Source organism: Bartonella sp. MR168JLCBS (genome assembly GCF_042194175.1).
In genome coordinates this window covers 24,826-47,299 of sequence record NZ_JBHIMP010000011.1, presented here as the reverse complement: position 1 = coordinate 47,299, position 22,474 = coordinate 24,826, and the positions used below count along the sequence as shown (strand labels likewise).

Sequence of the window (22,474 nt, the reverse complement as noted above, 5' to 3'; positions counted from 1 at the left end):
GAAAATTCTAGATGGAGTATATATTTTCGATAATGTAAATATTTCTGGTAATCTTGAAATTCGTGGACGCAATTCAATCATCTACGAAAGTGACTATTCAGCAAGCGATATAAGCTACATAAGCCGTTTCTAACACCGAAAAACCAATTTTTAAACACCAGCGTGATTCACGCCACGGGTGAATTGTACGCAAATCAAGGAAATAAACCATGAAAAAGAAATACAAACTTACTGATGAAACAATTCAGTTTGATGGAAAAACTCTTCACCGTATTCGTGCTTTAAGGGATTTTGATGATGTCAAAAAAGGAGATCTTGGTGGTTTTATTGAAAAGGAATATAACTTAGGTCATAAAGGTAATTGCTGGGTGTATGATGATGCCAAGGTGTATGAAAGCGCTACCATTTTTCATAATGCTAAGATATTTGATGGCGCTTGTATTAGTGGAAATGCTTCAGTTTATTCTGATGCACAAGTTTACAGTCGTGCTGTTGTTTACGGTAATGCCAAGGTTTCTGGTAGTGCACATGTTTTTGGTGATGCTGTTGTTCGCGACAAATCTCATGTTTGCGGTGATGCAGAAGTTTACAATGACGCACGTATTTATGGTGACGCAGCAGTTTTTGAGAATGCACGAATAAAGAATAGTGCCAAGGTTTACGACAATGCTCGTGTATATGGGAACGCAATAATTTGTGGTCCTGCTCTCATTTATAACAATGCTAAAGTTTATGGTGATGTCATTATATCATGCTCCAATTTCACGTATGAGGATGATGTTAATTATGGAAATGTTGAGATTTTTGGAGATGCAAAAGTTTATGATAGTGCTCGCATTTATGACGCAGTCAAGATTTTTAGAAATGCCGAAATTCGTGGATTAGCTAATATTCGCGGAAACACGAGAATTCCTCAAGACATAAAAATTTAACAACAAACCAGCCTTTTAACAGATGCGTGATTCACGCCACGGGTGAATTGCGCGCAAATCAAGGAAACCAACATGACAAATTCTCCTTTAACAACCATGGCAAGCAAATATGGGTTTTCTCATGATGAATTTCGTGAAACTATTATCAAAACATGTATCAATCATAACTTCTCTCATGAAGAATTCGCTGCTTTTATCTCTGTTGCCAATACTTATGGATTAAACCCATTAACAAAAGAAATCTATGCATTCCCTAAAAGAGGCGGCGGCATCATACCCGTTGTTTCTATCGACGGTTGGATAAAGATCATCAAATCAAATCCTGACTTTGATGGCATGACCTTTCAAGATCAACTCAATGAGGATGGGAATATCATTGCTATCAAATGTGCTATTCGTCTCAAAGGGATTAAAGACCCTATCGAAGTCACCGAATATCGCAAAGAATGCGAACAAGAAAAAAGTGAACCTTGGAAAAAATACCCCGCACGTATGTTGCGCCATAAAGCTACTATACAGTGTGCTCGCTATGCTTTCGGGCTTTCCGGTATTTATGAAGAAGATGAAGCCGCACGTATCCATGAAGCAAACCATAACGTACAAACGAAGTTAGTTTCTTATGACGTGCTTACGCAAATCAAACAATTAATAAACATCACTCAAACAGAAGAAGAAAAAGTGCTTGAGTATGGACGAGTCCAAAAGCTTGAAGATCTTCCTGATGAAAGAGCACAAAGGATTTTGGATGTTTTGCAAAAGAGACAGCATGAAAAAGAACAATCTTTCCTACAACAAAAGCAAATAGAAGCGCCTATACAAGATGCCGAATATATTCACGTCCAAGATATAGAATATGCACCACAAGAACAAAGAACGGTGGTGTGAGATGGAACAAAGAACAGCAGAATGGTTCCAAGCACGCTTGGGTAAAGTCACCGCATCTAATGTTTACAACATTATCAGTAAGACAGCAAAAGGATTGCCTACAAGCAAATATGAAGACTACAAAATCAAACTCATAACAGAGCGCTTAACAGGCGAAACAAGCCCCTATTATGAAACTGAAGATATGAGATGGGGTATCGAACATGAAGATGATGCCTTGAGAGAATATGGCTTCATTTATGATGCCGATATAACAAAGTGCGGCTTTATCCAACACCCCACAATAGAAATGGCGGGGGCTAGCCCCGATGGTCTCATTGGAGAAGACGGTTTAATCGAAGTCAAATGCCCGAGATCAGTAACACATATGCGCTTTTGTATAGGTGACGAAATCAAACCAGAATATCACGCACAAATGCAATTCCAAATGGCTTGTACAGAACGAAAATGGTGTGATTTCGTAAGCTATGACCCACGTTTTACGGGGGAATTCTTTCACTTACGCATGAAAGTCAAGCGTGTTCTCCGTGATGATCAACAAATTGAACAGATCAATCAAGCTGTTGAAGCCTTTTTAGCAGAGATAGAACGAGAGATACAACAACTCTCAACAAAAGCTGCTTAACCTTATGGGGGTGTTTTGTTCCCCGCATATCTACGAGCACCCCCACCCTTCCTAACAACTTTCAACACAAGCGTGATTCACGCCACACGTGAATTGCATCTCAATGTAAGGAGAAAAGATATGGCGCCTCGTCCAGCTGCTATAACGCAACCAGCCATTGCACGCGCTTTAAGAGAAGCTAAAAAACAAGGTTGTGAACTCGTAGAAATCAAACCTACCGGTGAACTGCTTATCTATCTCAAATCCGATATTCCACTACCAAATTCAGCAGCGCATCCAGACAAACTTTTAGATTTGTCAAAGAATGAATATTACGAAACCGCGCTCTCTAAGATGTAAAATTGATTATGCCAAAACCACGCCCTCCTCATCTTGTCAAACAAATTACTCAACATGGCAAAATTGTATGGTATGTACGTATTGGTCATGGCAAACGCATTAGAATACGCGGTACCTATGGAACGCAAGAGTTTGTTGATAACTACAAAAGCGCACTTGCCGAGTTACAAGGACTTATACTTCCTAAATCCAAAACCGGTAAACTTGTTGAAGGTTCATTTGCATGGCTGCTTAAACAATACTTTAACAGCTCTAATTGGCATAGCTACTCTAATACTACAAAGAAACAAAAAGAATACATTCTTATGAAGATATGCGACTCCATAGGAAATATTCCATACCAAGCAATTGAAAAGAAACATATCATAGCCGGTGTTGAACGGCGCAAAGAAACACCAGCAATGGCTAGAAACTTTCTGAAAGCCCTTAATGGACTTTTTAATTGGGCAATTGATCAAGGTCTTTTGGAAAATAATCCAACTTTAGGCGTCAAAAAACCTCCTCTTAAAAATAAAAGCGGCTTTCCTATTTGGACAGAAGAAGATGTTGAGAAATATTATCAAAGATGGTCCCATGGTACCCATGAACGCGTTTGGATTGATGTTCTTTTATATACGGGCTTGCGTCGTGGTGATGCGGTACGAATTGGTTGGAAAGATGTGAAAGATAATATCATTCATCTTAAGACAGAGAAAAGTAAATTCCAAACAGATGTCTTTCTACCTATTTTACCGGAATTAGCCAAAACGCTTGAAGCTGGTCCTATTGGAGTAGAAACATTCATCTGTAGTAAAACTAATCAAAAACTCTCCAAAGAAAGCTTTGGCGATACATTTAGAGACGCTTGTAATGCGGCTGGCATTAAAAAATCGGCGCATGGATTAAGAAAATTAGCAGCAACACGCGCAGCTAACTCTGGTGCAACAGTATCACAACTCAAAGCAATTTTTGGCTGGACAAATGATGCTATGGCATCTCTTTACACAAAGAGCGCAGATCGTAAAAGACTAGCTCTTGAAGCTATAAAAAAGCTCCAAAAAGATGAGGGATAGAGGCAAAAAAACTCAATAGAATCAAGATTCACCTATTCCCCCATATTAGACATAACTATTTTATTTTACTTGCTTTTTATATACCATTCACGGACACCACCGTGAAATGGGATTGGCTGCCTTAAGAGATGTTTCTATAAGACAATGCTATCCAGTTTTCTCATGATCATAATCCTCAATCTAACAAAGATGAAACAAACAATAGGATTGCAAATATGATTTTGGAAGCTCATCTGAAAGATGAAAAATGATAAAAAATCTCCGCTATAAAATTTAAAGAAGAAACTATTCGTTGAACCGTAACTTCTTTATTTTAGAATTTTTATATAACACTTTACTGTTGAGTATGCATAACCGTTAAAACGCATGACCACGATCTATAGAATTAAGCTTTGGCGAGAAAAACATTTCAGTATCTGCTTGTAAAACATTTTGACAATTTTTAGATTCCTTAACAGCTTGTCCTGAAAGAAAACACTTCTTTCCCCATTCTTCCCTTAATTTTGCATCTTTCTTAAAATCTTCTACGCTATAGTTTTTTTCACACCCCACAGCGAATAATAGAGCCATGCATAATAAAATATTTTTTTTCATTTTACCCCTCTTTAAATACCTTATCTGTTAACATCATCCCCCAAATGAGTTCTAAATTTTCATACTGTACGAGAATACAGCCTTACTATCACTTGCTTGCTTTCAAAGTGAACACTCTGAGTAAAATAACGCAAGAAGAGCTCACAACAGCCATCGTATGAGTTTGTCATTAAAGCACAATGAGAAAGAAAAAGCCCAAACTGAGTAAAAATGACGAAATCAGAAGACGCACTAATGTTTTTTTCCAACTGATTTCAAATAGTGACATTGCGATAGGAACCGCGCCCCGCGCCCTATAGAAAGCCTATGAGCATTATAATACTTAAGTATCACGATCAATAGACTACAAAGCCTTTACAAAAAAGTATGAGCTCTTTTTACCTATTTGTATGTTGATTATTGTTTCCCCCATCAAATGCTTAAATAAAAACGTCTTGTGATATATAGAAACAATCAACAATGCAAATCATTTTTACGAAGATTTTTTCGTGTGGAGTCTGTTTGAAATCCATCTTTTCGAAGTCTGAATTTAGAAGCAGATAATTATGAAAGCTTTTCAAGGAATGAAACAGTTTGATCACTTTTAAAGAAGTAAAAAAACGTGATCCAATCCTGAAGACAAAATTCTGATGAAAAAAACTTTTGCTATGAATTCTTTTAAGGCACTGTAAAATATTCTATCCGTTATATCAAATGTTACGCCATTTTGAGATCTATTCATTTTTCACTTTTATCAACTCTGCTCTAGAAATCCATTTCTTGAGCGTTTTTTATCGTCTCATTTTCTCCTTCAAACACAAATACTCAAAAATGCTTTGCCACTAACAATGACATTTTCCTGCTTTTATAAAACACATAAGTAAAAATAGAGGAGGGATTTTGAGAGCAAACCTCCCTTGAAAAGGGAAGTATTATTCATTTACTTCACAAACGGAAATAATCTCACGGTTTATTCAAATTTGCCCTATGGTCTTTTGCCCTATGGTCTGGTGCAATTTTATTGATAAAGTTTCCTTTATACAAATTTAAATAAATATGTTCGTTAAAGCCAATCACGGATTTTCAAAGGGGTTGTAAGATCCATTATCTCGCCGCCATTTTAAAGGTTCAGTGAAATCACTTGACCAAAGACCAATCTTGTTGTTGCGTGCTTTTTCTTCCGCATGATGGTACTGGGTTGGAATAGGATCTTTCCCCTCTTTTGAGAGTACCAACATACCTTCTGTAAGACCTGCCTCAGCTAAATCAACCCCTTGAACAAAACATTGCGCATAATAAACACCATTGTGCATCAAAGCCTGTTTACAGGATAAATCCTGCCCAAGTGTTTTGGTGACAAGCCAAGCCGTTGTAACCGCACCACAGGGCCATTCTTGATCATTTAATCGTGCTTTTTGGCGTGGTGCACATGTGTCTACACCATAAAGATGAATATCACGGGTGATATATGAGCGCCAAGATTGTGCAGCAGGCGTCAGCAATTTAAATGTAACCCCACTTGTAACAGAGGCCTTACCATGAAAAACAACAGTATTATTTGCAACATCGTTTGATGAAACACTCTTCTGCAAATCGAGAGCTAGTTCATTTTTTTCTAATTGCTGTTTGGTGATAGATTTAACCAAATTTTCTTCTTCTCGGTTTTCTTCTTCTCGATAAAGATTGAGAATATCTTGTATATCTTGCATCCCAAATGTTTTAAAAATGCTGAAATCTATTTTATCTTTATATTGGCTTAATCCCCACACTATGGAACCCATAATGTAAATAATAACAATCAATTTAAATAGCATTTCTTAACACGCTCACTCAAAAAATTCATTGTTTTTCTATCCTTTCATATTATATATCACCAATACCCTTGTTTTTAAAGAAAAAATCCAGATATTTGTGTTGCATATTAACTACATTTTGTAAAGAATAATATTCCTTCTTGCATTGTTTTAATATTATTGTCTTTACCAATGAATACAACTTAAAATTGCCATTTTTATGTAACACAATCTCAATTTGAAAAGACTTCTGTCTCTTTAAGAAAAAGAGTTTGAGAGTGAACAGATCCACTATCAAGGCTTTTAAAACAAACAAACGAGAAGAATTAACTGTCATCAAATAACAGCATTTTTCAGTTTTTAGAGGCAATAGAATGTCGACATATGAACAAATATTATTTGTTAAAGAGAGGTAAAATGACAGATAATAGATCCCAGAACATCATTTTTATCGTTATCATGACCATGCTGCTTTTTACAGCATTGCTTGTATCAGATCCTTCTTATGCTGCTCCTGCTGCTGATGGGAGTGGTTTCGCAAAACTTGAAGGTGTTTTAGGTAGCATTGTCACAATGATGACGGGTCCAACGGCAAAGCTTATTGCAATTATATGTGTTGCTGCTGTGGGTATTGGCTGGATGTACGGCTTTATTGATTTACGCAAAGCAGCTTACTGTGTTCTTGGTATTGCTATTGTTTTTGGTGCCCCTACTCTTGTCGGTAAATTAGCGAGCACGGCATAAATGAACGAAGACACTCTTTTCCTTGCCTGTACACGACCGTCCATGTTTGCCGGTGTCACAATGGAAGCGATGGCGCTCAATGTCATGGCGACGTCCGTTCTTTTTATTTTAACGAGTGGTTTTACCGTGATTGGTTTTGGTATTGGGATGCACTTTATTTTGCGTGAAGTGACAAAACATGATCACAACCAATTTCGCGTATTATTTGCTTGGCTCAATACCCGAGGAAAACAAAAAAACCTCAACCGATGGGGAGGAGGTTCTACCTCCCCCTTACGCCTTATCCGCACTTATAAGGAACTAAGCTGAAGGAGCCAAACCGGTGAAACAGATGTCAATAATGAAACGGGAAACTTTGCCTGAAGAATATATTCCCTATATACGCTATATCAACCAACATGTCGTTGCTTTAAATTCGCGCTGTTTAATGGTTGTGATGGCTGTTGAGGGCGTAAATTTTGACACTGCGGATATTGATCAATTAAATTCTTTACACAACCAATTAAACACCCTTTTAAAAAATATTGCAGATGAACGGGTTGCTTTATATTCTCACATCATCCGCCGCCGTGAAACGATCTACCCAGAAGGTCATTTTCTTTCATCTTTTGCAACAACATTAGATGAAAAATATAAAAAGAAAATGGTTTCGCAAGAACTATATAGAAATGATCTGTTTATTTCACTGCTTTGGAATCCCGCAGTAGATAAAACAGAACAACTGGTTTCATTTTTTCAGCGCTTAAGTAAAGCGAAGAAAACACAATCTGAACCCGATGAGGAAGCTGTTCGTAAACTCGAAGAGTTAAGTCAAGATCTTATGCAAGGTTTAGAAGAGTATGAAGTCCGTCTGCTATCAATCTATGAACATGAAGGTATTTTATTTTCTGAACAAAGTGAATTTCTCCACCAGCTGGTGGGGGGAAGACGTGAGCGTATTCCTCTCACATTTGGAACTATTGCTTCAACGATTTACTCGGATCGTGTTATTTTTGGGAAAGAAATTATCGAAATTCGCCATGAAAGTAATGAACGCTTTGCTGGCATGTTTGGATGGAAAGAATACCCTTCTAAAACACGCCCTGGTATGACTGATGGTTTGCTTACGGTACCATTTGAATTCATTTTAACACAATCCTTTGTCTTTAAAAGTAAGGCGGCCGCCAGTGCGATTATGAGCCGCAAGCAAAATCAAATGATCAATGCAGCTGACCGTGCTAGTTCACAAATTGATGCACTCGATGAAGCGCTAGATGATTTAGAATCAAACCGTTTTGTTTTGGGCGAGCATCACATTTCTTTAGCTGTTTTTGCTGATCATCCCAAAATATTGACTGAAAACTTATCAAAAGCACGAGCCCATTTAACCAATGGGGGAGCCGTAATTGCCAGAGAAGATTTAGGCTTGGAAGCAGCATGGTGGGCACAGCTTCCTGGAAACTTTAGCTATCGTGCGCGTTCAGGCGCTATTACCAGCAGAAATTTTGCCGCTTTATCGCCCTTCCATTCTTTCCCTGTTGGCAAACTAAACGATAATGTTTGGGGAGCTGCTGTCGCATTGCTAAAAACACAGGCAGGTTCACCTTACTATTTTAATTTTCATTATGGCGATCTTGGAAATACGTTTGTTTGTGGTCCATCGGGATCTGGTAAAACAGTGATTGTTAATTTTCTTCTTGCACAATTACAAAAACACAATCCAACAATGGTTTTTTTTGACAAAGATCAAGGAGCAGAGATTTTTGTACGAGCTGGAGGAGGAAAATATAAACCTCTAAAAAATGGGCAGCCCACAGGGATTTCTCCCTTAAAGGGCATGGAATACACTGAAAAAAATAAAATCTTTCTTCGTAATTGGATCTTAAAGCTGGTAAGCGCTGAAGGGCAAATCGTAACAGAAGAAGAGCGACAAGATATCGCCAAAGCCATCGATTCTTTAGAAAACTTACCCCCAACACAACGCTCTCTTGGTGCACTTCAACTGTTTTTTGACAACACATCAAAAGAAGGTATCGCCATACGACTACAACGCTGGATTAGAGGCAATGATTTAGGGTGGGTTTTTGATAATGATCAAGATGATCTCAATTTAAATGCACAGTTCATTGGATATGACATGACCGATTTCTTAGACAATGAAGAAATTCGGCGCCCCTTAATGATGTATCTCTTTCACCGCATTCTTGATTTGATTGATGGGCGGCGCATCATTATTGTCGTTGATGAATTCTGGAAAGCTTTGGAAGATGATTCATTCAAAGCTTTTGCGCAAGATCGGCTAAAAACAATCCGTAAACAAAATGGCATGATGCTCTTTGCAACACAAAGCCCTAAAGATGCTTTGAACTCAACAATCGCGCACACAATTATTGAGCAGTGCCCCACCCAAATATTTTTTCCAAATCAAAAAGCAAATTACAATGATTATGTCGAAGCTTTCAAACTTACTGAGCGTGAATTTGAACTGATACAGTCAGAATTAAGCAGAGAATCCCGCCGTTTTCTCGTCAAACAAGGACAAAGTTCCGTCGTTGCAGAACTTAACTTACGTGGAATGAATGATGAGATCGCCGTTTTAAGCGGCACAACAAAAAACATTGAACTCATGAATGAAATTATCAACGAATATGGAGCAGACCCTGACAAATGGCTGCCCATATTTTATCAAAGGAGAAAAAATCAATGAAAAAATATGGCTTAGTTACACTGTTATCTTTTTCTTTTATTTCTCATGCAATATCACAAACGACACCCGATGCGGATGAATATTATAAACAAGCACTCGAGAATACACAAAAATTAGATGCTGCAAAATCAGAAACAGCTGAAAGCATATATAAAACTGCAACTGAAACTGCAAAAAAAATTAAAGCAATAAGTCATCAACTTGAACAACTTAAGTCACAAACAGATACAACAGCAACAGAAGCTGTAAAAAAACCTAGCCTTGAAGAGTTGCAGAAGCTTCAAGCTCTTCAACAAGAGCTTCAAGTAAAACTTTCTCTTCTTCAAGCCGATCTTCAAGTGGCTTCTTTAAAACTTCAGTCTCTTGATATGATTCAAGCAAGAGATACGAAAACAAAAGACGAAATGCGTGAAGAAATGGAACAACAAAAGCATAAATACCTTGAGGCACAATTAAAAGAAAAAGAAAAACAATTAAAAGAAAAACTTGGAAGTACGAATACAAATGTCAGACTTTAGTTTTTCTCCATTTGAAAGCGTTTCTGGGTATATTTTAACCCCTCTCGATAATGTGATGGACACAACGGTGAGAGGGTTATCTTCTGCTATTTCAGCACCCTTAAATCTCGCCGCAATCATTTTTATCTTTCTTTATGGCTATAATGTTATGACAGGTCGCGTTGCGCTTTCCATGCATAGTCTTCTCAATAATGTTGTTAAAATCGTTGTTGTGACAACAATGGCAACGAATGCGGATACATTTAATACTTATGTCAAGGATATTTTCTTCAATGATTTATCCAACGCTATTGGGAATGCACTTAACAGCAATCCTGCAAGCTCCAATGTTTTTGATTATATTTTGTTAAAGGCAAATGCTCGCTATCAAGAAGTTTTATACAATGCTTGGTTTTTTGAAAAGATCATTGTGGGGCTTCTTGGTTCTATCATGCTTTTAGCCGTTATTCTTTTTTGTATAGGTGGTTTTATTGTGCAAATGTTTGCACAAGTTGCTCTCGTAATGATTATAGGTCTTGGGCCTCTATTCATTAGTTTGTATTTGTTCAACGCAACGCGAAAATACACCGATGCATGGATTACAACTTTGATCAATTTTACCATTTTACAGGTTCTCGTGATCATGCTTGGAACAATTATATGTCAAGTTATTCTACAGGTTCTCAAAGTTTCATATGAATCAATCTATGTTCTTTTCCCCCCTGTCCTCGTCATTTCGATCATAGGGGTTATTATCTTCCGTGCGCTTCCCGGTATTGCAACAGCGCTGGCCTCTGGTGGACCATACTTTAACACTGGTGTCTCTTCAGGGGGACAGGTTTTCACAATGCTTGCCAATGGTGCAAGAACGAGTGCTAATACAGTAAAAAATGCTGCTTTACAAATCTCAGGTGCTGCCGGTAACGCTACTAAAGGTGTGGCAAGCGCGGCAGCAAAAGCAGGAAGATCTGGAGGTGGTCGTGGTCGGTTTTAAGATAAAGCACCTCTTTAAAAGAATAAGCATTTTTGTTTTTGCCTTGCGTGCGCCCTTTGGCGCACGCGCCATGATCCTGTTTCAGGTAAGATCTAACATCTTAGATCTTACAACAAAACCAATCACATAGACTTTTAAAAGTGTCCAGAATAAAGGCTCTCATGCATTGTATTCCAAGATATTTGTGAGTTCAAAAAATGAAACGAAAAATAACTTTTGTTATGGTCCTAACAATCGCTCTTACTGGTTGTGCCTCTTTGAGTGGCCCCAAAAAACCACCACGCTGCAATGGCAAACATACCCGTGCTTTAAATAAAGATAAGTGGAATTGGGACAATCAAAACGTTGTCCACCCAGAAAAGAGCGTAAGGACTGTTACCACTCCCATCATTCTCAATACTTTAGAAAGTGAAAAAGCAACAGCCAATTCAGCTTTATTAAAGCCGGTTATTCATGAAGCACGATCTGATAAAACTGTGGAGGTTACGCGTGAAAAGTGATGCCCTTGAAGAATATATAAAAGAAGCGCGCTCATTTGACATTGATCGCATGCATAGCATGCGCGTGCGAATGAAAATTTCCATGGCTTTAACAGTGCTTTTTGGATTGATGACGATTGCGCTGGCTTTAGCTGTCGCAGCTTTGACGCCTTTAAAAACGGTAGAGCCTTTTGTTATCCGCGTCGATAACTCAACAGGCATTATTGATACTGTAAGCGCCCTCAAAGAATCCCCTAACGACTATGATGAAGCGATAACGCGTTATTTTGCCAGCCAATATGTTCGTGCCCGTGAAGGTTTTCAAGCATCAGAAGCAGAAAACAATTTTCGCTTAGTTTCTCTTTTATCTTCTCCAAAAGAACAAAACCGTTTTGCAAAATGGTACGCGGGCAATAATCCAGAAAGTCCGCAAAATATTTATCATAACATGATTGCTACCGTCACAATAAAATCAATCTCTTTTATAAGCAAAGATCTTATCCAAGTTCGTTACTATAAAACGGTCAGAGACTTTAATGAAAAAGAAAATATTTCCCATTGGATTTCAATATTAAATTTTTCCTACGTGAACGCACACATTTCAACGTCTGATCGTCTCATCAACCCTCTTGGTTTTCAAGTATCGGAATATAGATCTGATCCAGAGGTGATAAAATGATCAGACTTTTACAAACAACCTTTTTAATTTTTACGATCACTCTCAACTTTCACACTGTCCTCTCACTTGCAGAAACAGCGCCTGTCAGTGCACGTAAAGATAACCGCATCAGATTTGTCAATTATGACCCCTACAACGTCGTACAAATCATTGGCTCCATTCGCTCTTCAGTTCAGCTGGAATTTGCCGATGACGAAGAAGTAACCTATGTAGGAATTGGAAATTCCGTTGCTTGGCAAGTTGCACCGGCTGGTCACTTTGTTTTTCTCAAACCACGTGAAATCCAACCTGTGACCAATTTACAAATTGTCACAAGCCGTCAAGATGGAACACAACGATCTTATCAATTCGAGCTGCAAATCCGTGAAGGCGATGTTTCAGCTGGCAATGAGACATATTTCTTGGTAAAGTTTCGTTATCCAGAAGATGAAGCCTTGCGTAAGAAATTAGCCGAAGCAGAAAAAGCAAAACAACGTGAAGAAAACTTTGTCAATGATGTTTTAAATATCCATGAAGATTTTGGACCACGCAATTGGGCTTATGAAGCCCAAGGTTCATCCCTCATTGAACCTGCTTCTGTCTATGATAATGGAAAAACAACAACCTTTACCTTTTTAGGCAACATTGAAATCCCTGCCATTTACATTGTATCGCCTGATGGGCAAGAAGCGCTTATTCCCAAATCAATTAAAGGCAACAAGGTTATTGTTCATGCAACAGCTGCACAATTCACGCTACGGCGTGGGAATGAAGTATTGTGCATCTTTAATAAAAGGTTCGTACCAGAAGGAATTAACCCTGAAACAGGTACGACATCACCATCTGTACAACGTAAAGTGAACCTAGGAAGCAGCCATGAATAACACCGTGGATGAAAAAAGCATTAATGATCGCGATACAATAAAAAATGCTCAAGGAAAAAGTCAACAGAACAATGCAGGAAAAGCTATTGCTCTTATTATTCTTTTCAGTGTCTGTCTTTATTTAGCCTATTCAACACTTGTTACAGAAAAAAAACAACCAATTGAATCTTCAAAAGAAGGAAAAGTTATAAAACAAACAGAGCTTTTTCGCCCTGCAAAGCCTACCCCTTCCCCCCTTGAACAGCCTCAACGAAATAACGCTCTATTGCCAAAAGTCGAGCTACCAACACCAAACATCAATCAATTAAATTCTGATGACTCACTGTTGGAAGCAGCACAACGTGCTCCTGTATTAGCTTATGCAAATACACAACAAGGCAAAATAGATTCACAAACAAATAATGGTGTTTTGCCTCACCAACTTGAAAGTAAACCTGATGAAACGACACAACGTTTTAATCATCTTCTCAAACCCACAGTGCTTGAAGGTATTCGTGCTTCAACCCTTGGCAATCGAAACTACATCATCGCGATGGGAACTTCTATCCCTTGTATTTTAGAAACAGCCATCAACAGTGATCAACAAGGTTTTGCCAGCTGTATCGTTTCCAGAGATATCTTATCAGACAATGGTCGTGTTGTCCTTCTCGATAAAGGTACCCAAATTGTTGGTGAATATCGCGCCGGATTGAAAAAAGGCCAAACACGTCTCTTTGTGCTATGGAATAGAGCAAAAACCCCTAATGGTATCATTATATCCTTAGCTTCACCTGCAACAGACAGTTTAGGGCGTTCTGGTATAGATGGAGATATTGATAACCATTGGTTAGAGAGGATTGGATCTGCGCTTCTTGTTTCCCTGATAAAAGATGTGACAAACTATGCCAATAAACGTTTAGCAAAAAAACAAGAAAAAGAAGAAACTGAAACAATCTCTTCAGGACAAAATATTGCAAATATTGTCGTCGAAAATTATGCCAATATTCCTCCAACATTATCCAAAAACCAAGGAGAAATGGTGAATATCTTTGTTGCCCGCGATTTAGATTTTTCCAGCGTTTATAAATTGAAAGTCATCGAAAACAAAAAACAGATTACCAATCGAGCTGTTTCAAGAAACTTTTACAAAAATTCTGCGATACCTTTAGAATGAACTCAAATTTACATACCATGAGCGATGAAACCATCGCGATTGTTCTCACAAAACTTGAACCCATCCGTGCTTTTTTGAAAGATGAAAGTCTTTTTGAAATTGTTATCAATCGTCCCTATCAAGTAATGACGGAAGGTATTGATGGATGGAAAACAATAGAAGCACCGGCTCTCTCTTTTAATGAGCTTATGGGGATTGCAAAAGTTGTCGCGTCCTATTCCAAGCAAAACATATCAGACAAGAATCCAATATTATCGGCTACTCTGCCAGGTAATGAGCGCATTCAAGTTGTTATTCCGCCGGCTGTCGAAAAAAACACGATTAGTATGACAATTCGCAAACCATCATCGCAAAGTTTTTCTCTCGAAGAGCTCGCGAATAAAGGTCTGTTTTCGCTCTGTGAACAGATATCTTTCACGCCATTGAATGATTATCTTTCTCGTTTTAACGAACTCAAAATCATCGAGCATAACTTAGCTCATGCCTACTGCAATAAAGACTTTGTCTCCTTTTTAAATCAAGCTGTAAAATGCCAGAAAAATATTTTAATTGCAGGAAAAACTGGTTCAGGTAAAACAACATTATCAAAAGCATTAATCGCCAAAATCCCTCAAGAAGAGCGTATTATCACCATTGAAGATACACAAGAATTGGTGATACCGCACCCTAATCATGTCTCGATGTTCTATTCAAAAGATGGACAAGGCTTAGCCTCTGTTGGACCCAAAGAATTGCTTGAATCATCTTTACGGATGCGTCCTGATCGTATTCTTTTGCAAGAACTTAGAGATGGTACAGCCTTTTATTATATCCGCAATGTCAATTCAGGTCATCCAGGTTCCATTACAACTGTTCATGCCTCAACAGCCCTTGCTGCCTTTGAGCAAATGACCCTTTTGGTCAAAGAAAGTGACGGAGGAGGTGATTTAGAGCGTGATGATATTCGAGGACTGTTGATTTCAATGATTGATATCATCATCCAATGCAAACGGGTTGAAGGAAAATTTAAGGTCACAGAAATTTATTATGATCCCTTCAAACAACGAAACATCTTTGGAGGAGACTAAAAGAAGATCACATCGGCTGCTAAAGGCTCTTTTAAAGCAACGATTGCACATAAAAGGAAAAATACATGAAAACCAAAGCAACAGAAAACAGCGAAAATCTTTTATCGATGACAGTGGAAGAATTAAAACAACGCCGTGAAGCGGTTGAAGCAGCCATCAGCACTCATGCAATAGAGGGAATAGCGCTACATTCCAAAACGCTAAAAATTTTAGAAGAATATGCAAGGGGGAATATTTCACTCGAGGAATTTAATACTCTCATGGACAACGTAACATTATAAGGAAGCTACAATGCCAAAAGCAAAAGAAAAAACAAAAAATATACAGACAGTTTCTCCCCATCATTATGTCTACCCGAACACCACAACACTCAAAAATAAATATGGAATAAAAAACTTGAAATCCTTTCTGGAGAAATGCTCGCATGATACAGCAAAAGCGATGGTTAATCTGCGTGAAGCCCCCCTACCAGAAAAATTTGATACCTCCTATCTATGCTCTATTCATTATCAGTTGTTTAAAAATACCTTTGAATGGGCTGGTCATCTTCGCCATCTTCCCTTTACATTTGAAGATGGTACCACAGCCGCTATGCCCGAAATGAAAAGAACAGGATGGGAAAATCCTTTTGCACTCGGTGATGAAATCCCTGAAGGTTTACAAAAATTAGATCAAACACTTGCCGAAAAAGATAATTTGCAAGGCTTAACGCGTGAGAAATTTAACTCTGAAGCAATAAGCTTATTTAACTTCCTTAACCAACTCCATCCTTTTAGAGAAGGCAACGGACGTACACAACGGGTCTTTTTTGAAAAGCTTGCTCAAGCAGCAGGCCATCAGCTTGATTTTTCACTTGTTACAAAAGAACGCATGATGCTCGCCAGTGTTGCTGTAGCAGAAAATGGTGATCTAGAACCAATGCAACATCTATTTGAGGATATCTCTAATCCCAATAAAATACTTCTTTTAAAGGAATTCATGAACAACATGAAAGAACTTGGGCGCAATGTTAATGATCGTCCCGTTATGGTTGCAAAAGAAGGTGAAACCTACACAGGGATGTATAGAGGTGCTGGTTATGATAGCTTTGCATTCAATGTGAAAGGGGCTTATATCATCGGCAATAAAGAGCATCTCACACCAGAACAACTCAAAACATTAAAACCCGGTGACAAATTTACCTTTACAGTTCCAAAAACAAAAGAGCTTGAAAGCATTCTCATTCCAGAAGAAAGATTAGCTCCTTTGACAGAAAATAAAAAAGCCGAAATGGTTGCAGAAGATTCTTGCGTCCACGCAAGCTTAAAACAGGTCCAGAAATTGGCAAAAATTGTTTATGGTAAAGAAAAAACATTAGATAAACAGATGCTAGAGATCATCAAAAATCCAAGCTTAGGCCAACAGCTCGCCAACCAGATTGAAAGAGCACCGCACTCTGTTTCTCATCTTGCAGGTTTCAGTTTATGCGGACTACAAAATCAAGCACGTGCAAACGCTAAAAATCATCTTGAGATGCTCTGTACTACCGTTGCAAATTTCGCCCATGCTGTAAAACATGCGGAGAAGGAAATTACTCAAGAACATGCAACAGAACAAAGTCGTCGTGCAAAAATAGTAAAAATGCCAAGCAAAAGCTTACAAGAGCTCTTCACCTTGCCAAAAGAATTACAGCAAGAAGCTTTAGCAAAAAATCCTTTACTTCAAAAAGAGCTTACCGACTTTGTAAAAAACATCAATAGCCGTCTCTCACTAACTGAACATAAAGCTGTCAAAAATAATGAGTATGAAACACTGGCTCAAAGCATTGGTGTATCAGAAAATAAAGCCAAACAAATTACACAAACCGTTAAGCAAGCCAAAGAACTACATCAGCAAACACAAGTATGCACAATGCATCGTTCCAAAGCATTTTCTATGGCTTGCTAAGAATGGATAAAAGCTTCCTACTTTATAAGAAGGGCTCATAAACGAGAACTGTTTGGCGTCATCTGCGCTTTTTCAAAAAAGAGAGAGTTTAATATCACACACCTGAAAAAAGAGCTTTTAGCAGCATAGTCTGATAGAATTGAAAGTAAATACAATGAAATATACCAAGACACAAATGGTGCTCATTTTAACACCAATCGCTTTAGGTGCTTTAACGATATTCCTTGTTCCTCATTTTTTGTTGTTTATAACAAATGGACTAAAGAGCAATCAAATTTATTGGACTCTTCGTTCAGAACCTTTACTAGTCCTAGCACTAACAGCTGCTGTGTCATTGTTTTATAGTCTCTCGCAAAAGCTGCACTTACGTAAAGGAATTACTTTCGTTTCCCTTATCTTTTTTGGAACCACAGCTCTTTACTATATTGGTGGAGAAATAAAACGTTTAGGTCCCTATGTTGGACAACAAGGAATAACGTGGAATTATGCGCTTCAATTCATGGACCCCATGGTTGTCTTTGGCATCATCATTGGTGGTTTTTTTTCCATTATTCAATTCATAACAACCTCTCCACCTAAAAATAAGGTCAAGCGTGCAAAAAAAGGTGTGTTTGGTGAATCCGCATGGATGAATTTAAGAGAGGCAGCGAAAATTTTTCCTGCCAATGGGCAAATTGTTGTGGGGGAAAGATACCGTGTTGATCAAGATAATGTGTGCAAAATTCCCTTTTCACCTGGCAATAAAACAACATGGGGAAAGGGGGGAACAGCCCCTTTGCTAACCTTTAATCTTGATTTTGGTTCAACTCATATGATCTTTTTTGCTGGTTCTGGTGGCTATAAAACCACAAGTACAGTAGTTCCCACGTGTCTAACCTATCCAGGGTCTATTATTTGTCTTGATCCTTCAACAGAAGTTGCCCCAATGGTCAAATTTGCGCGTCAAAAGATGGGGAATAGAAATGTCATTGTTCTCGATCCCAATTCATTTTTAACAAAAAATTTTAATGTCATTGATTGGCTTTTAGACGACAGCGTACCACGCACACAACGCGAAGCAAATATTGTAAGCTTTTCTAAATTGCTTCTTACAGATAAAAAATCAGACAATTCTTCAGCGGAATATTTCTCGACACAAGCTCATAACCTTTTAACAGCCCTTCTTGCTCATGTTATATTTTCTGATGAATATAAAGACAACGAGCGCAATTTAAAAACATTGCGTGGAATTCTCTCTCAATCAGAAACAGCTGTTGTCAATCAACTACGTATGATTCAAGAAACAACACCTTCTCCTTTTATTCGCGAAATGGTTGGTATTTTTACAGAAATGGCAGAGCAAACCTTTTCAGGAGTCTATACAACCGCATCAAAAGACACTCAATGGCTTTCTTTGTCCAATTACGCAGATCTTGTCTGCGGAGATGATTTTTTTTCCTCAGATATTACAAATGGCAATACAGATGTTTTTCTCAATCTCCCCGCAAGCATTTTAAACAGTTATCCAGCTATTGGACGCGTGATTATTGGCGCTTTTCTCAATGCCATGGTTACAGCAGACGGTAACTATAAAAAGCGTGTTTTATTTGTCTTAGATGAAGTTGATCTTCTAGGCTATATGAATATTTTAGAAGAAGCGCGCGATCGTGGACGTAAATACGGTACATCTTTAATGCTTTTTTATCAATCCTCTGGTCAGTTGGTCAATCACTTTGGAGAAGCTGGAGCACGTTCATGGTTTGAAAGCTGCTCCTTTGTCAGCTATGCTGCCATTAAAGACCTCCAAACTGCCAAAGACATTTCAGAACGCTGTGGCCAAATGACTGTTGAAGTAACCGGAACAAGCAAATCAAGAGGCTTATCTTTAGGAAAGAGTTCATACAACGTCAATTACCAACAAAGAGCTCTGATTTTACCCCATGAGGTTATTCAAGAAATGCGTCAAGATGAACAAATTATTCTTATGCAAGGACAACCTCCTTTGCGATGTGGTCGCGCCATCTATTTCAGAAGAAAAGAAATGTTAGCCGCAGCTGCCAAAAACCGCTTTGCCCCACAAAAGAAAAACTAGCCTCCTATTATGAGATCTTGACTATGAAAAGAACAACAACAAAAACAATATACATTTCTGTTTTTTAAAAGCCCGTTAACAAAAAGTTTTTGCCCACTTCCTCACACACATAGGGAAAACATGATAAAAAAACCGTGTTTTTTCCTTTTTGTATTTTGTGTATTGTTTTACCAGCGCCCATCGTCTTTATAAAAAACACCAATCCCCTCAAATCACCTATAACTAAACCAACATCTCCACTGAGGAAAGCCTGTAAATACATTCCTACAAAGCTTTTTGTGTATAATTTATCCCCTACAAAAAACCCAAAATTTAATCTTTGAGATAAGAACTCTCAAGACACCTACACTCAAGAACATCGATTTTTTCCAAAAAAATATTTTAGATATGCATCAAAATGAATAAATCGTTCTTATACAAACTTTTACCCCTTTACGATATCATAAAGTGTTCTATTTTAAAGATAAAGCGCTGAAAAAAGGCTTTTCTCCCCAACTAAAGAAAGGGTTTCCTCTCTTATGGATCTTAAAGCAGCGCAATACGATAAGAGTAACAATACAAAATAAAAAACAATTTGTTTCAAAAATACACAAACAAGATGTTCATATGGCAAGATGTTCATATGGAGCAATAAGAAAAACATAATGGAGAAAAATTTTTGATGACTGCTTTTGCCCATAGATTCACTAATCTGAGTACTGTGTATGAAAAGTACCAACTCCATCCGCAAACCAAGAGCGATTGCACCCGCCATATCCACGATCTTCATCAAAGCGCTCTTGCAAATAACTTTGTTAAAAGTAAAAAACCAACAATTTTAAACAACATTTTTCTTTTTGACCTCTTCCTTACACCTCAAAGAATGAAGGTTTTATCCAGAGTCAATTTGTAGATAATCCATTTTCTGACCACTCATGGGATTCATATCAGCGCCCTCAATAGCAGTATTTTACAGCACAAGATAATAAACAAAGGAAACATCAGAAAAGCTTTCCAAAAATAAATGAAAAAAGAAAATATACATGAAAACAATCACAACAGAACATTTGGCATTTCTCACACCAAAAACCTTTCAAAAGTATCACAAAACGATCGATACAACCATCCATACACTTGAGGGAAAAGCGCTCCCTCTCATAACACCAAAATCTCAAAAGAATACGCGAAGGGGAATTTTTCACATGCAGCGTTTAAGACGCTTATCAACCACCACCCCACCTACCTAGGAGAGATTATATGTTAGAGCAAAATTATTTATATAAAGGTACCCTAACACTCAAAAATAAATATGGCATAAAAGACCCCAAAAAACTGTATGAACGCTGTGCCCATGATACCGCCAGAGAAGCCATCAATTTTCGCCATGAACCACTTCCACAAAAATTTGATTCCACTTATTTAAAATTAATCCACTGGAGCCTCTTTCACAAAACTTTTGAATGGGCTGGAAAAACCCGCGATATATCCTTTACATTTGAAGACGGAACCTCTGCCCATATGCCGGCGATGCGTCCCAAAGGTTATGAAGTTCCTTTTGCTATTGGTCCACAGATAAAAAAAGAGTTAAAACAACTCGAAAAAACACTGAATGAGAAGAACAATTTAAAAGGTTTATCGCGCCAAGAATTTGCTGAAAATGCCGCTGAAGTTTTTATGGTGCTCGAGCACGCACATCCTTTCCGAAAAGGGAATGGGCGCGTAAATCGAATGTTTATGGAAAAACTTGGACAAGCAGCAGGACATACCATTGACTTTTCTTTCATCACAAAAAGACGCATGACAGCAGCTTGTATTGAAGCCATGCAATATGGCAATCCCCAACCGATGAAAGATCTTTTTGAAGATATCACGCATCCGCAAAAATCCCTTGTTTTAAAAGAATTCATCTCCCAAATGAGAAATGCTGGACTGGATGAAATTAACAATCGTATTGTTGTTGCCGCAAAAGAAGGGATCCCCTATGAAGGCATCTTTAGAGGTTTTTCAGCAGAAGGTTTTGTCATGGAAGTAGACGGTGCTTTCGTCGTCGGCCACAAAGATGATCTCCCCCCAGAACTCGTCAAAACATTACTCAACGGTGCCCGCCTCTGCTTTCAAAAAAACAACGTTCAAAGCTTACAAGAAACACTGATCCCAAAAGAGACATTAGCACCTCTCACACATGAAGAGTTATTCACAAGGATTTCACATGACCCTTATGTTGAAGCATGCCGAAAAGAAATCGAAAATTTATCAAAGACTGTTTATGGTAAAGCCCACGCATTAAAGACAAAAACGGATATCTTAACGGCAGATCCAAACTTCGGAAATCAGTTTGCCAATGAAATTTTACAAAACCCTCAATCAATTTCTAAACTTGCAGGAAGAAAAATACTTGACATGAAAAGTCCAAATCGCAGACAGGCGGAACAAACTGCTCCACAACTCAGCCAAGCCCTTAAAAATTATGCCACAATAACAGAACAAACAAAAGAAGAAATTTTAGAGCAACATCAAAGAGAACAAAAACGCCTGAGCCACACTGTCGAAACACCTGGAAAAAATTTACAAAACCTGTTTGCCTTACCAGGAGAACAACAAAGAGAAGCTTTATTGCATTCTCGTTCACTGCGACAAGAACTCCATCACTTTTCGCGCCAACTACACAATCGTCTATCTTCAGAAGATCGTAAAGCCATACAAGAAAAAGATTATACCAGACTAGCTTGCCTACTTGGGACATCGGAAAGCAGAGCAAAAGAAATTGCGAATACTGTAAGGAACACCAAAGAAGCACAATGTCAAGCTCACACCTTAAAAGTTAATCGCTCTTCATCACTTGCTCTTACCGGCTAGAAACGCGTGAACTTTTGCCTTCCAACTAACTCTTGGCGCAAATCATTTTATCTCCATTGCGCCCACCAGTTGTTTTAGAATGTTACAAAAAACAGTCCTAAAAATGAATCCTGTAATTTACTATAACTTATTGATAAAATTTCATAAAAAAGCTGTATAAAAGACATAAATATCCACTATATACAAATATGAATAGCGCAAAATCTTTGGAGGTCATTCAATTCGATATCTGCCTTGTGTCTTACAGTTATCAAAAAGTGGGGAATGCGCCAAAGCCAAAG

Annotated in this window: 22 protein-coding genes; 20 read left to right on the top strand and 2 right to left on the bottom strand. The window is 38.1% G+C overall.

What is annotated here, in order from left to right:
* The first annotated feature begins 209 nt into the window (after positions 1–209).
* From ACFIK8_RS07170 to ACFIK8_RS07150, 5 genes are all read left to right on the top strand, one after another.
* Entirely contained in the window at positions 210–932 is a 723-nt protein-coding gene (locus ACFIK8_RS07170) for a hypothetical protein (protein WP_375653458.1), read from the top strand.
* 72 nt (positions 933–1,004) lie between these two features.
* On the top strand, positions 1,005–1,817 hold the full coding sequence (gene bet / locus ACFIK8_RS07165; protein WP_375669074.1) for a phage recombination protein Bet: 813 nt from the start codon (positions 1,005–1,007) through the stop codon (positions 1,815–1,817).
* A gap of 1 nt (position 1,818) precedes the next feature.
* A complete protein-coding gene (locus tag ACFIK8_RS07160) occupies positions 1,819–2,442 on the top strand; it encodes a lambda exonuclease family protein (RefSeq protein WP_375669073.1) in 624 nt (207 codons plus the stop codon).
* A gap of 120 nt (positions 2,443–2,562) precedes the next feature.
* A complete protein-coding gene (locus ACFIK8_RS07155; RefSeq protein WP_273723922.1) occupies positions 2,563–2,781 on the top strand; it encodes a hypothetical protein in 219 nt (72 codons plus the stop codon).
* 8 nt (positions 2,782–2,789) lie between these two features.
* On the top strand, positions 2,790–3,833 hold the full coding sequence (locus tag ACFIK8_RS07150; RefSeq protein WP_375635686.1) for a tyrosine-type recombinase/integrase: 1,044 nt from the start codon (positions 2,790–2,792) through the stop codon (positions 3,831–3,833).
* A gap of 357 nt (positions 3,834–4,190) precedes the next feature.
* Here ACFIK8_RS07150 and ACFIK8_RS07145 read toward each other — a convergent pair whose 3' ends face one another.
* Positions 4,191–4,427, bottom strand: a complete 237-nt coding sequence (locus tag ACFIK8_RS07145) for an EexN family lipoprotein (RefSeq protein ID WP_375656187.1) — start codon at positions 4,425–4,427, stop codon at positions 4,191–4,193.
* A 1,052-nt stretch (positions 4,428–5,479) separates the two neighbouring features.
* Positions 5,480–6,220, bottom strand: a complete 741-nt coding sequence (locus ACFIK8_RS07140) for a hypothetical protein (RefSeq protein WP_375636382.1) — start codon at positions 6,218–6,220, stop codon at positions 5,480–5,482.
* A 396-nt stretch (positions 6,221–6,616) separates the two neighbouring features.
* Between ACFIK8_RS07140 and ACFIK8_RS07135 the strand changes: the two genes are divergently transcribed.
* From ACFIK8_RS07135 to ACFIK8_RS07065, 15 genes are all read left to right on the top strand, one after another.
* The gene (locus ACFIK8_RS07135) at positions 6,617–6,943 is read left to right on the top strand and encodes a TrbC/VirB2 family protein (protein ID WP_375636380.1); all 327 of its coding nucleotides are present in this window, start codon (positions 6,617–6,619) and stop codon (positions 6,941–6,943) included.
* Positions 6,944–7,252, top strand: a complete 309-nt coding sequence (locus ACFIK8_RS07130; RefSeq protein WP_273788309.1) for a type IV secretion system protein VirB3 — start codon at positions 6,944–6,946, stop codon at positions 7,250–7,252.
* A gap of 22 nt (positions 7,253–7,274) precedes the next feature.
* Entirely contained in the window at positions 7,275–9,629 is a 2,355-nt protein-coding gene (locus ACFIK8_RS07125; protein ID WP_375636421.1) for a VirB4 family type IV secretion/conjugal transfer ATPase, read from the top strand.
* Positions 9,626–10,147, top strand: a complete 522-nt coding sequence (locus ACFIK8_RS07120) for a type IV secretion system protein VirB5 (protein ID WP_375636378.1) — start codon at positions 9,626–9,628, stop codon at positions 10,145–10,147. The genes ACFIK8_RS07125 and ACFIK8_RS07120 overlap by 4 nt, the downstream gene beginning before the upstream one ends.
* Positions 10,134–11,120, top strand: coding sequence for a type IV secretion system protein (locus ACFIK8_RS07115; protein ID WP_375636376.1), 987 nt, complete (start codon positions 10,134–10,136; stop codon positions 11,118–11,120). Before ACFIK8_RS07120 ends, ACFIK8_RS07115 begins: the two co-directional genes overlap by 14 nt.
* 197 nt (positions 11,121–11,317) lie before the next feature.
* Positions 11,318–11,620 (top strand): hypothetical protein, encoded by a 303-nt coding sequence (locus ACFIK8_RS07110; RefSeq protein WP_015856709.1) that lies wholly within the window; start codon positions 11,318–11,320, stop codon positions 11,618–11,620.
* Positions 11,574–12,278, top strand: coding sequence for a virB8 family protein (locus ACFIK8_RS07105; protein ID WP_273788313.1), 705 nt, complete (start codon positions 11,574–11,576; stop codon positions 12,276–12,278). The genes ACFIK8_RS07110 and ACFIK8_RS07105 overlap by 47 nt, the downstream gene beginning before the upstream one ends.
* Positions 12,275–13,141 (top strand): P-type conjugative transfer protein VirB9, encoded by an 867-nt coding sequence (gene virB9 / locus ACFIK8_RS07100; protein ID WP_375636374.1) that lies wholly within the window; start codon positions 12,275–12,277, stop codon positions 13,139–13,141. Before ACFIK8_RS07105 ends, virB9 begins: the two co-directional genes overlap by 4 nt.
* Positions 13,134–14,294: a type IV secretion system protein VirB10 gene (gene virB10, locus ACFIK8_RS07095; RefSeq protein ID WP_375644934.1), complete on the top strand. Its 1,161-nt coding sequence runs from the start codon at positions 13,134–13,136 to the stop codon at positions 14,292–14,294. The genes virB9 and virB10 overlap by 8 nt, the downstream gene beginning before the upstream one ends.
* Positions 14,291–15,361: a P-type DNA transfer ATPase VirB11 gene (gene virB11, locus ACFIK8_RS07090; RefSeq protein WP_015856713.1), complete on the top strand. Its 1,071-nt coding sequence runs from the start codon at positions 14,291–14,293 to the stop codon at positions 15,359–15,361. The genes virB10 and virB11 overlap by 4 nt, the downstream gene beginning before the upstream one ends.
* Positions 15,362–15,426: 65 nt before the next feature.
* Positions 15,427–15,642, top strand: coding sequence for an antitoxin VbhA family protein (locus ACFIK8_RS07085; protein WP_375620165.1), 216 nt, complete (start codon positions 15,427–15,429; stop codon positions 15,640–15,642).
* Between the two features lie 10 nt (positions 15,643–15,652).
* Positions 15,653–17,287: a BID domain-containing T4SS effector gene (locus ACFIK8_RS07080; protein WP_375636369.1), complete on the top strand. Its 1,635-nt coding sequence runs from the start codon at positions 15,653–15,655 to the stop codon at positions 17,285–17,287.
* Positions 17,288–17,441: 154 nt separating this feature from the next.
* Positions 17,442–19,358, top strand: coding sequence for a Ti-type conjugative transfer system protein TraG (traG, locus tag ACFIK8_RS07075; protein WP_375636367.1), 1,917 nt, complete (start codon positions 17,442–17,444; stop codon positions 19,356–19,358).
* Positions 19,359–20,380: 1,022 nt separating this feature from the next.
* Positions 20,381–20,584 (top strand): hypothetical protein, encoded by a 204-nt coding sequence (locus ACFIK8_RS07070; protein WP_375636365.1) that lies wholly within the window; start codon positions 20,381–20,383, stop codon positions 20,582–20,584.
* A gap of 10 nt (positions 20,585–20,594) precedes the next feature.
* Positions 20,595–22,193, top strand: coding sequence for a BID domain-containing T4SS effector (locus ACFIK8_RS07065; protein ID WP_375636363.1), 1,599 nt, complete (start codon positions 20,595–20,597; stop codon positions 22,191–22,193).
* Positions 22,194–22,474 lie beyond the last annotated feature (281 nt).

What these genes read in the sequence shown, in the direction of transcription:
- ACFIK8_RS07155 (WP_273723922.1), top strand. Translation starts at nt 2,563, where the DNA reads ATGGCGCCTCGTCCAGCTGCTATAACGCAACCAGCCATTGCACGCGCT.
- ACFIK8_RS07140 (WP_375636382.1), bottom strand. Translation starts at nt 6,220, where the DNA reads ATGCTATTTAAATTGATTGTTATTATTTACATTATGGGTTCCATAGTG.
- virB11 (WP_015856713.1), top strand. Translation starts at nt 14,291, where the DNA reads ATGAACTCAAATTTACATACCATGAGCGATGAAACCATCGCGATTGTT.
- ACFIK8_RS07105 (WP_273788313.1), top strand. Translation starts at nt 11,574, where the DNA reads ATGAAGCACGATCTGATAAAACTGTGGAGGTTACGCGTGAAAAGTGAT.
- ACFIK8_RS07120 (WP_375636378.1), top strand. Translation starts at nt 9,626, where the DNA reads ATGAAAAAATATGGCTTAGTTACACTGTTATCTTTTTCTTTTATTTCT.
- ACFIK8_RS07115 (WP_375636376.1), top strand. Translation starts at nt 10,134, where the DNA reads ATGTCAGACTTTAGTTTTTCTCCATTTGAAAGCGTTTCTGGGTATATT.
- ACFIK8_RS07170 (WP_375653458.1), top strand. Translation starts at nt 210, where the DNA reads ATGAAAAAGAAATACAAACTTACTGATGAAACAATTCAGTTTGATGGA.
- ACFIK8_RS07145 (WP_375656187.1), bottom strand. Translation starts at nt 4,427, where the DNA reads ATGAAAAAAAATATTTTATTATGCATGGCTCTATTATTCGCTGTGGGG.
- virB9 (WP_375636374.1), top strand. Translation starts at nt 12,275, where the DNA reads ATGATCAGACTTTTACAAACAACCTTTTTAATTTTTACGATCACTCTC.
- ACFIK8_RS07080 (WP_375636369.1), top strand. Translation starts at nt 15,653, where the DNA reads ATGCCAAAAGCAAAAGAAAAAACAAAAAATATACAGACAGTTTCTCCC.
- ACFIK8_RS07160 (WP_375669073.1), top strand. Translation starts at nt 1,819, where the DNA reads ATGGAACAAAGAACAGCAGAATGGTTCCAAGCACGCTTGGGTAAAGTC.
- bet (WP_375669074.1), top strand. Translation starts at nt 1,005, where the DNA reads ATGACAAATTCTCCTTTAACAACCATGGCAAGCAAATATGGGTTTTCT.
- ACFIK8_RS07135 (WP_375636380.1), top strand. Translation starts at nt 6,617, where the DNA reads ATGACAGATAATAGATCCCAGAACATCATTTTTATCGTTATCATGACC.
- ACFIK8_RS07110 (WP_015856709.1), top strand. Translation starts at nt 11,318, where the DNA reads ATGAAACGAAAAATAACTTTTGTTATGGTCCTAACAATCGCTCTTACT.
- traG (WP_375636367.1), top strand. Translation starts at nt 17,442, where the DNA reads ATGAAATATACCAAGACACAAATGGTGCTCATTTTAACACCAATCGCT.
- ACFIK8_RS07085 (WP_375620165.1), top strand. Translation starts at nt 15,427, where the DNA reads ATGAAAACCAAAGCAACAGAAAACAGCGAAAATCTTTTATCGATGACA.
- ACFIK8_RS07125 (WP_375636421.1), top strand. Translation starts at nt 7,275, where the DNA reads ATGTCAATAATGAAACGGGAAACTTTGCCTGAAGAATATATTCCCTAT.
- ACFIK8_RS07065 (WP_375636363.1), top strand. Translation starts at nt 20,595, where the DNA reads ATGTTAGAGCAAAATTATTTATATAAAGGTACCCTAACACTCAAAAAT.
- virB10 (WP_375644934.1), top strand. Translation starts at nt 13,134, where the DNA reads ATGAATAACACCGTGGATGAAAAAAGCATTAATGATCGCGATACAATA.
- ACFIK8_RS07150 (WP_375635686.1), top strand. Translation starts at nt 2,790, where the DNA reads ATGCCAAAACCACGCCCTCCTCATCTTGTCAAACAAATTACTCAACAT.
- ACFIK8_RS07130 (WP_273788309.1), top strand. Translation starts at nt 6,944, where the DNA reads ATGAACGAAGACACTCTTTTCCTTGCCTGTACACGACCGTCCATGTTT.
- ACFIK8_RS07070 (WP_375636365.1), top strand. Translation starts at nt 20,381, where the DNA reads ATGAAAACAATCACAACAGAACATTTGGCATTTCTCACACCAAAAACC.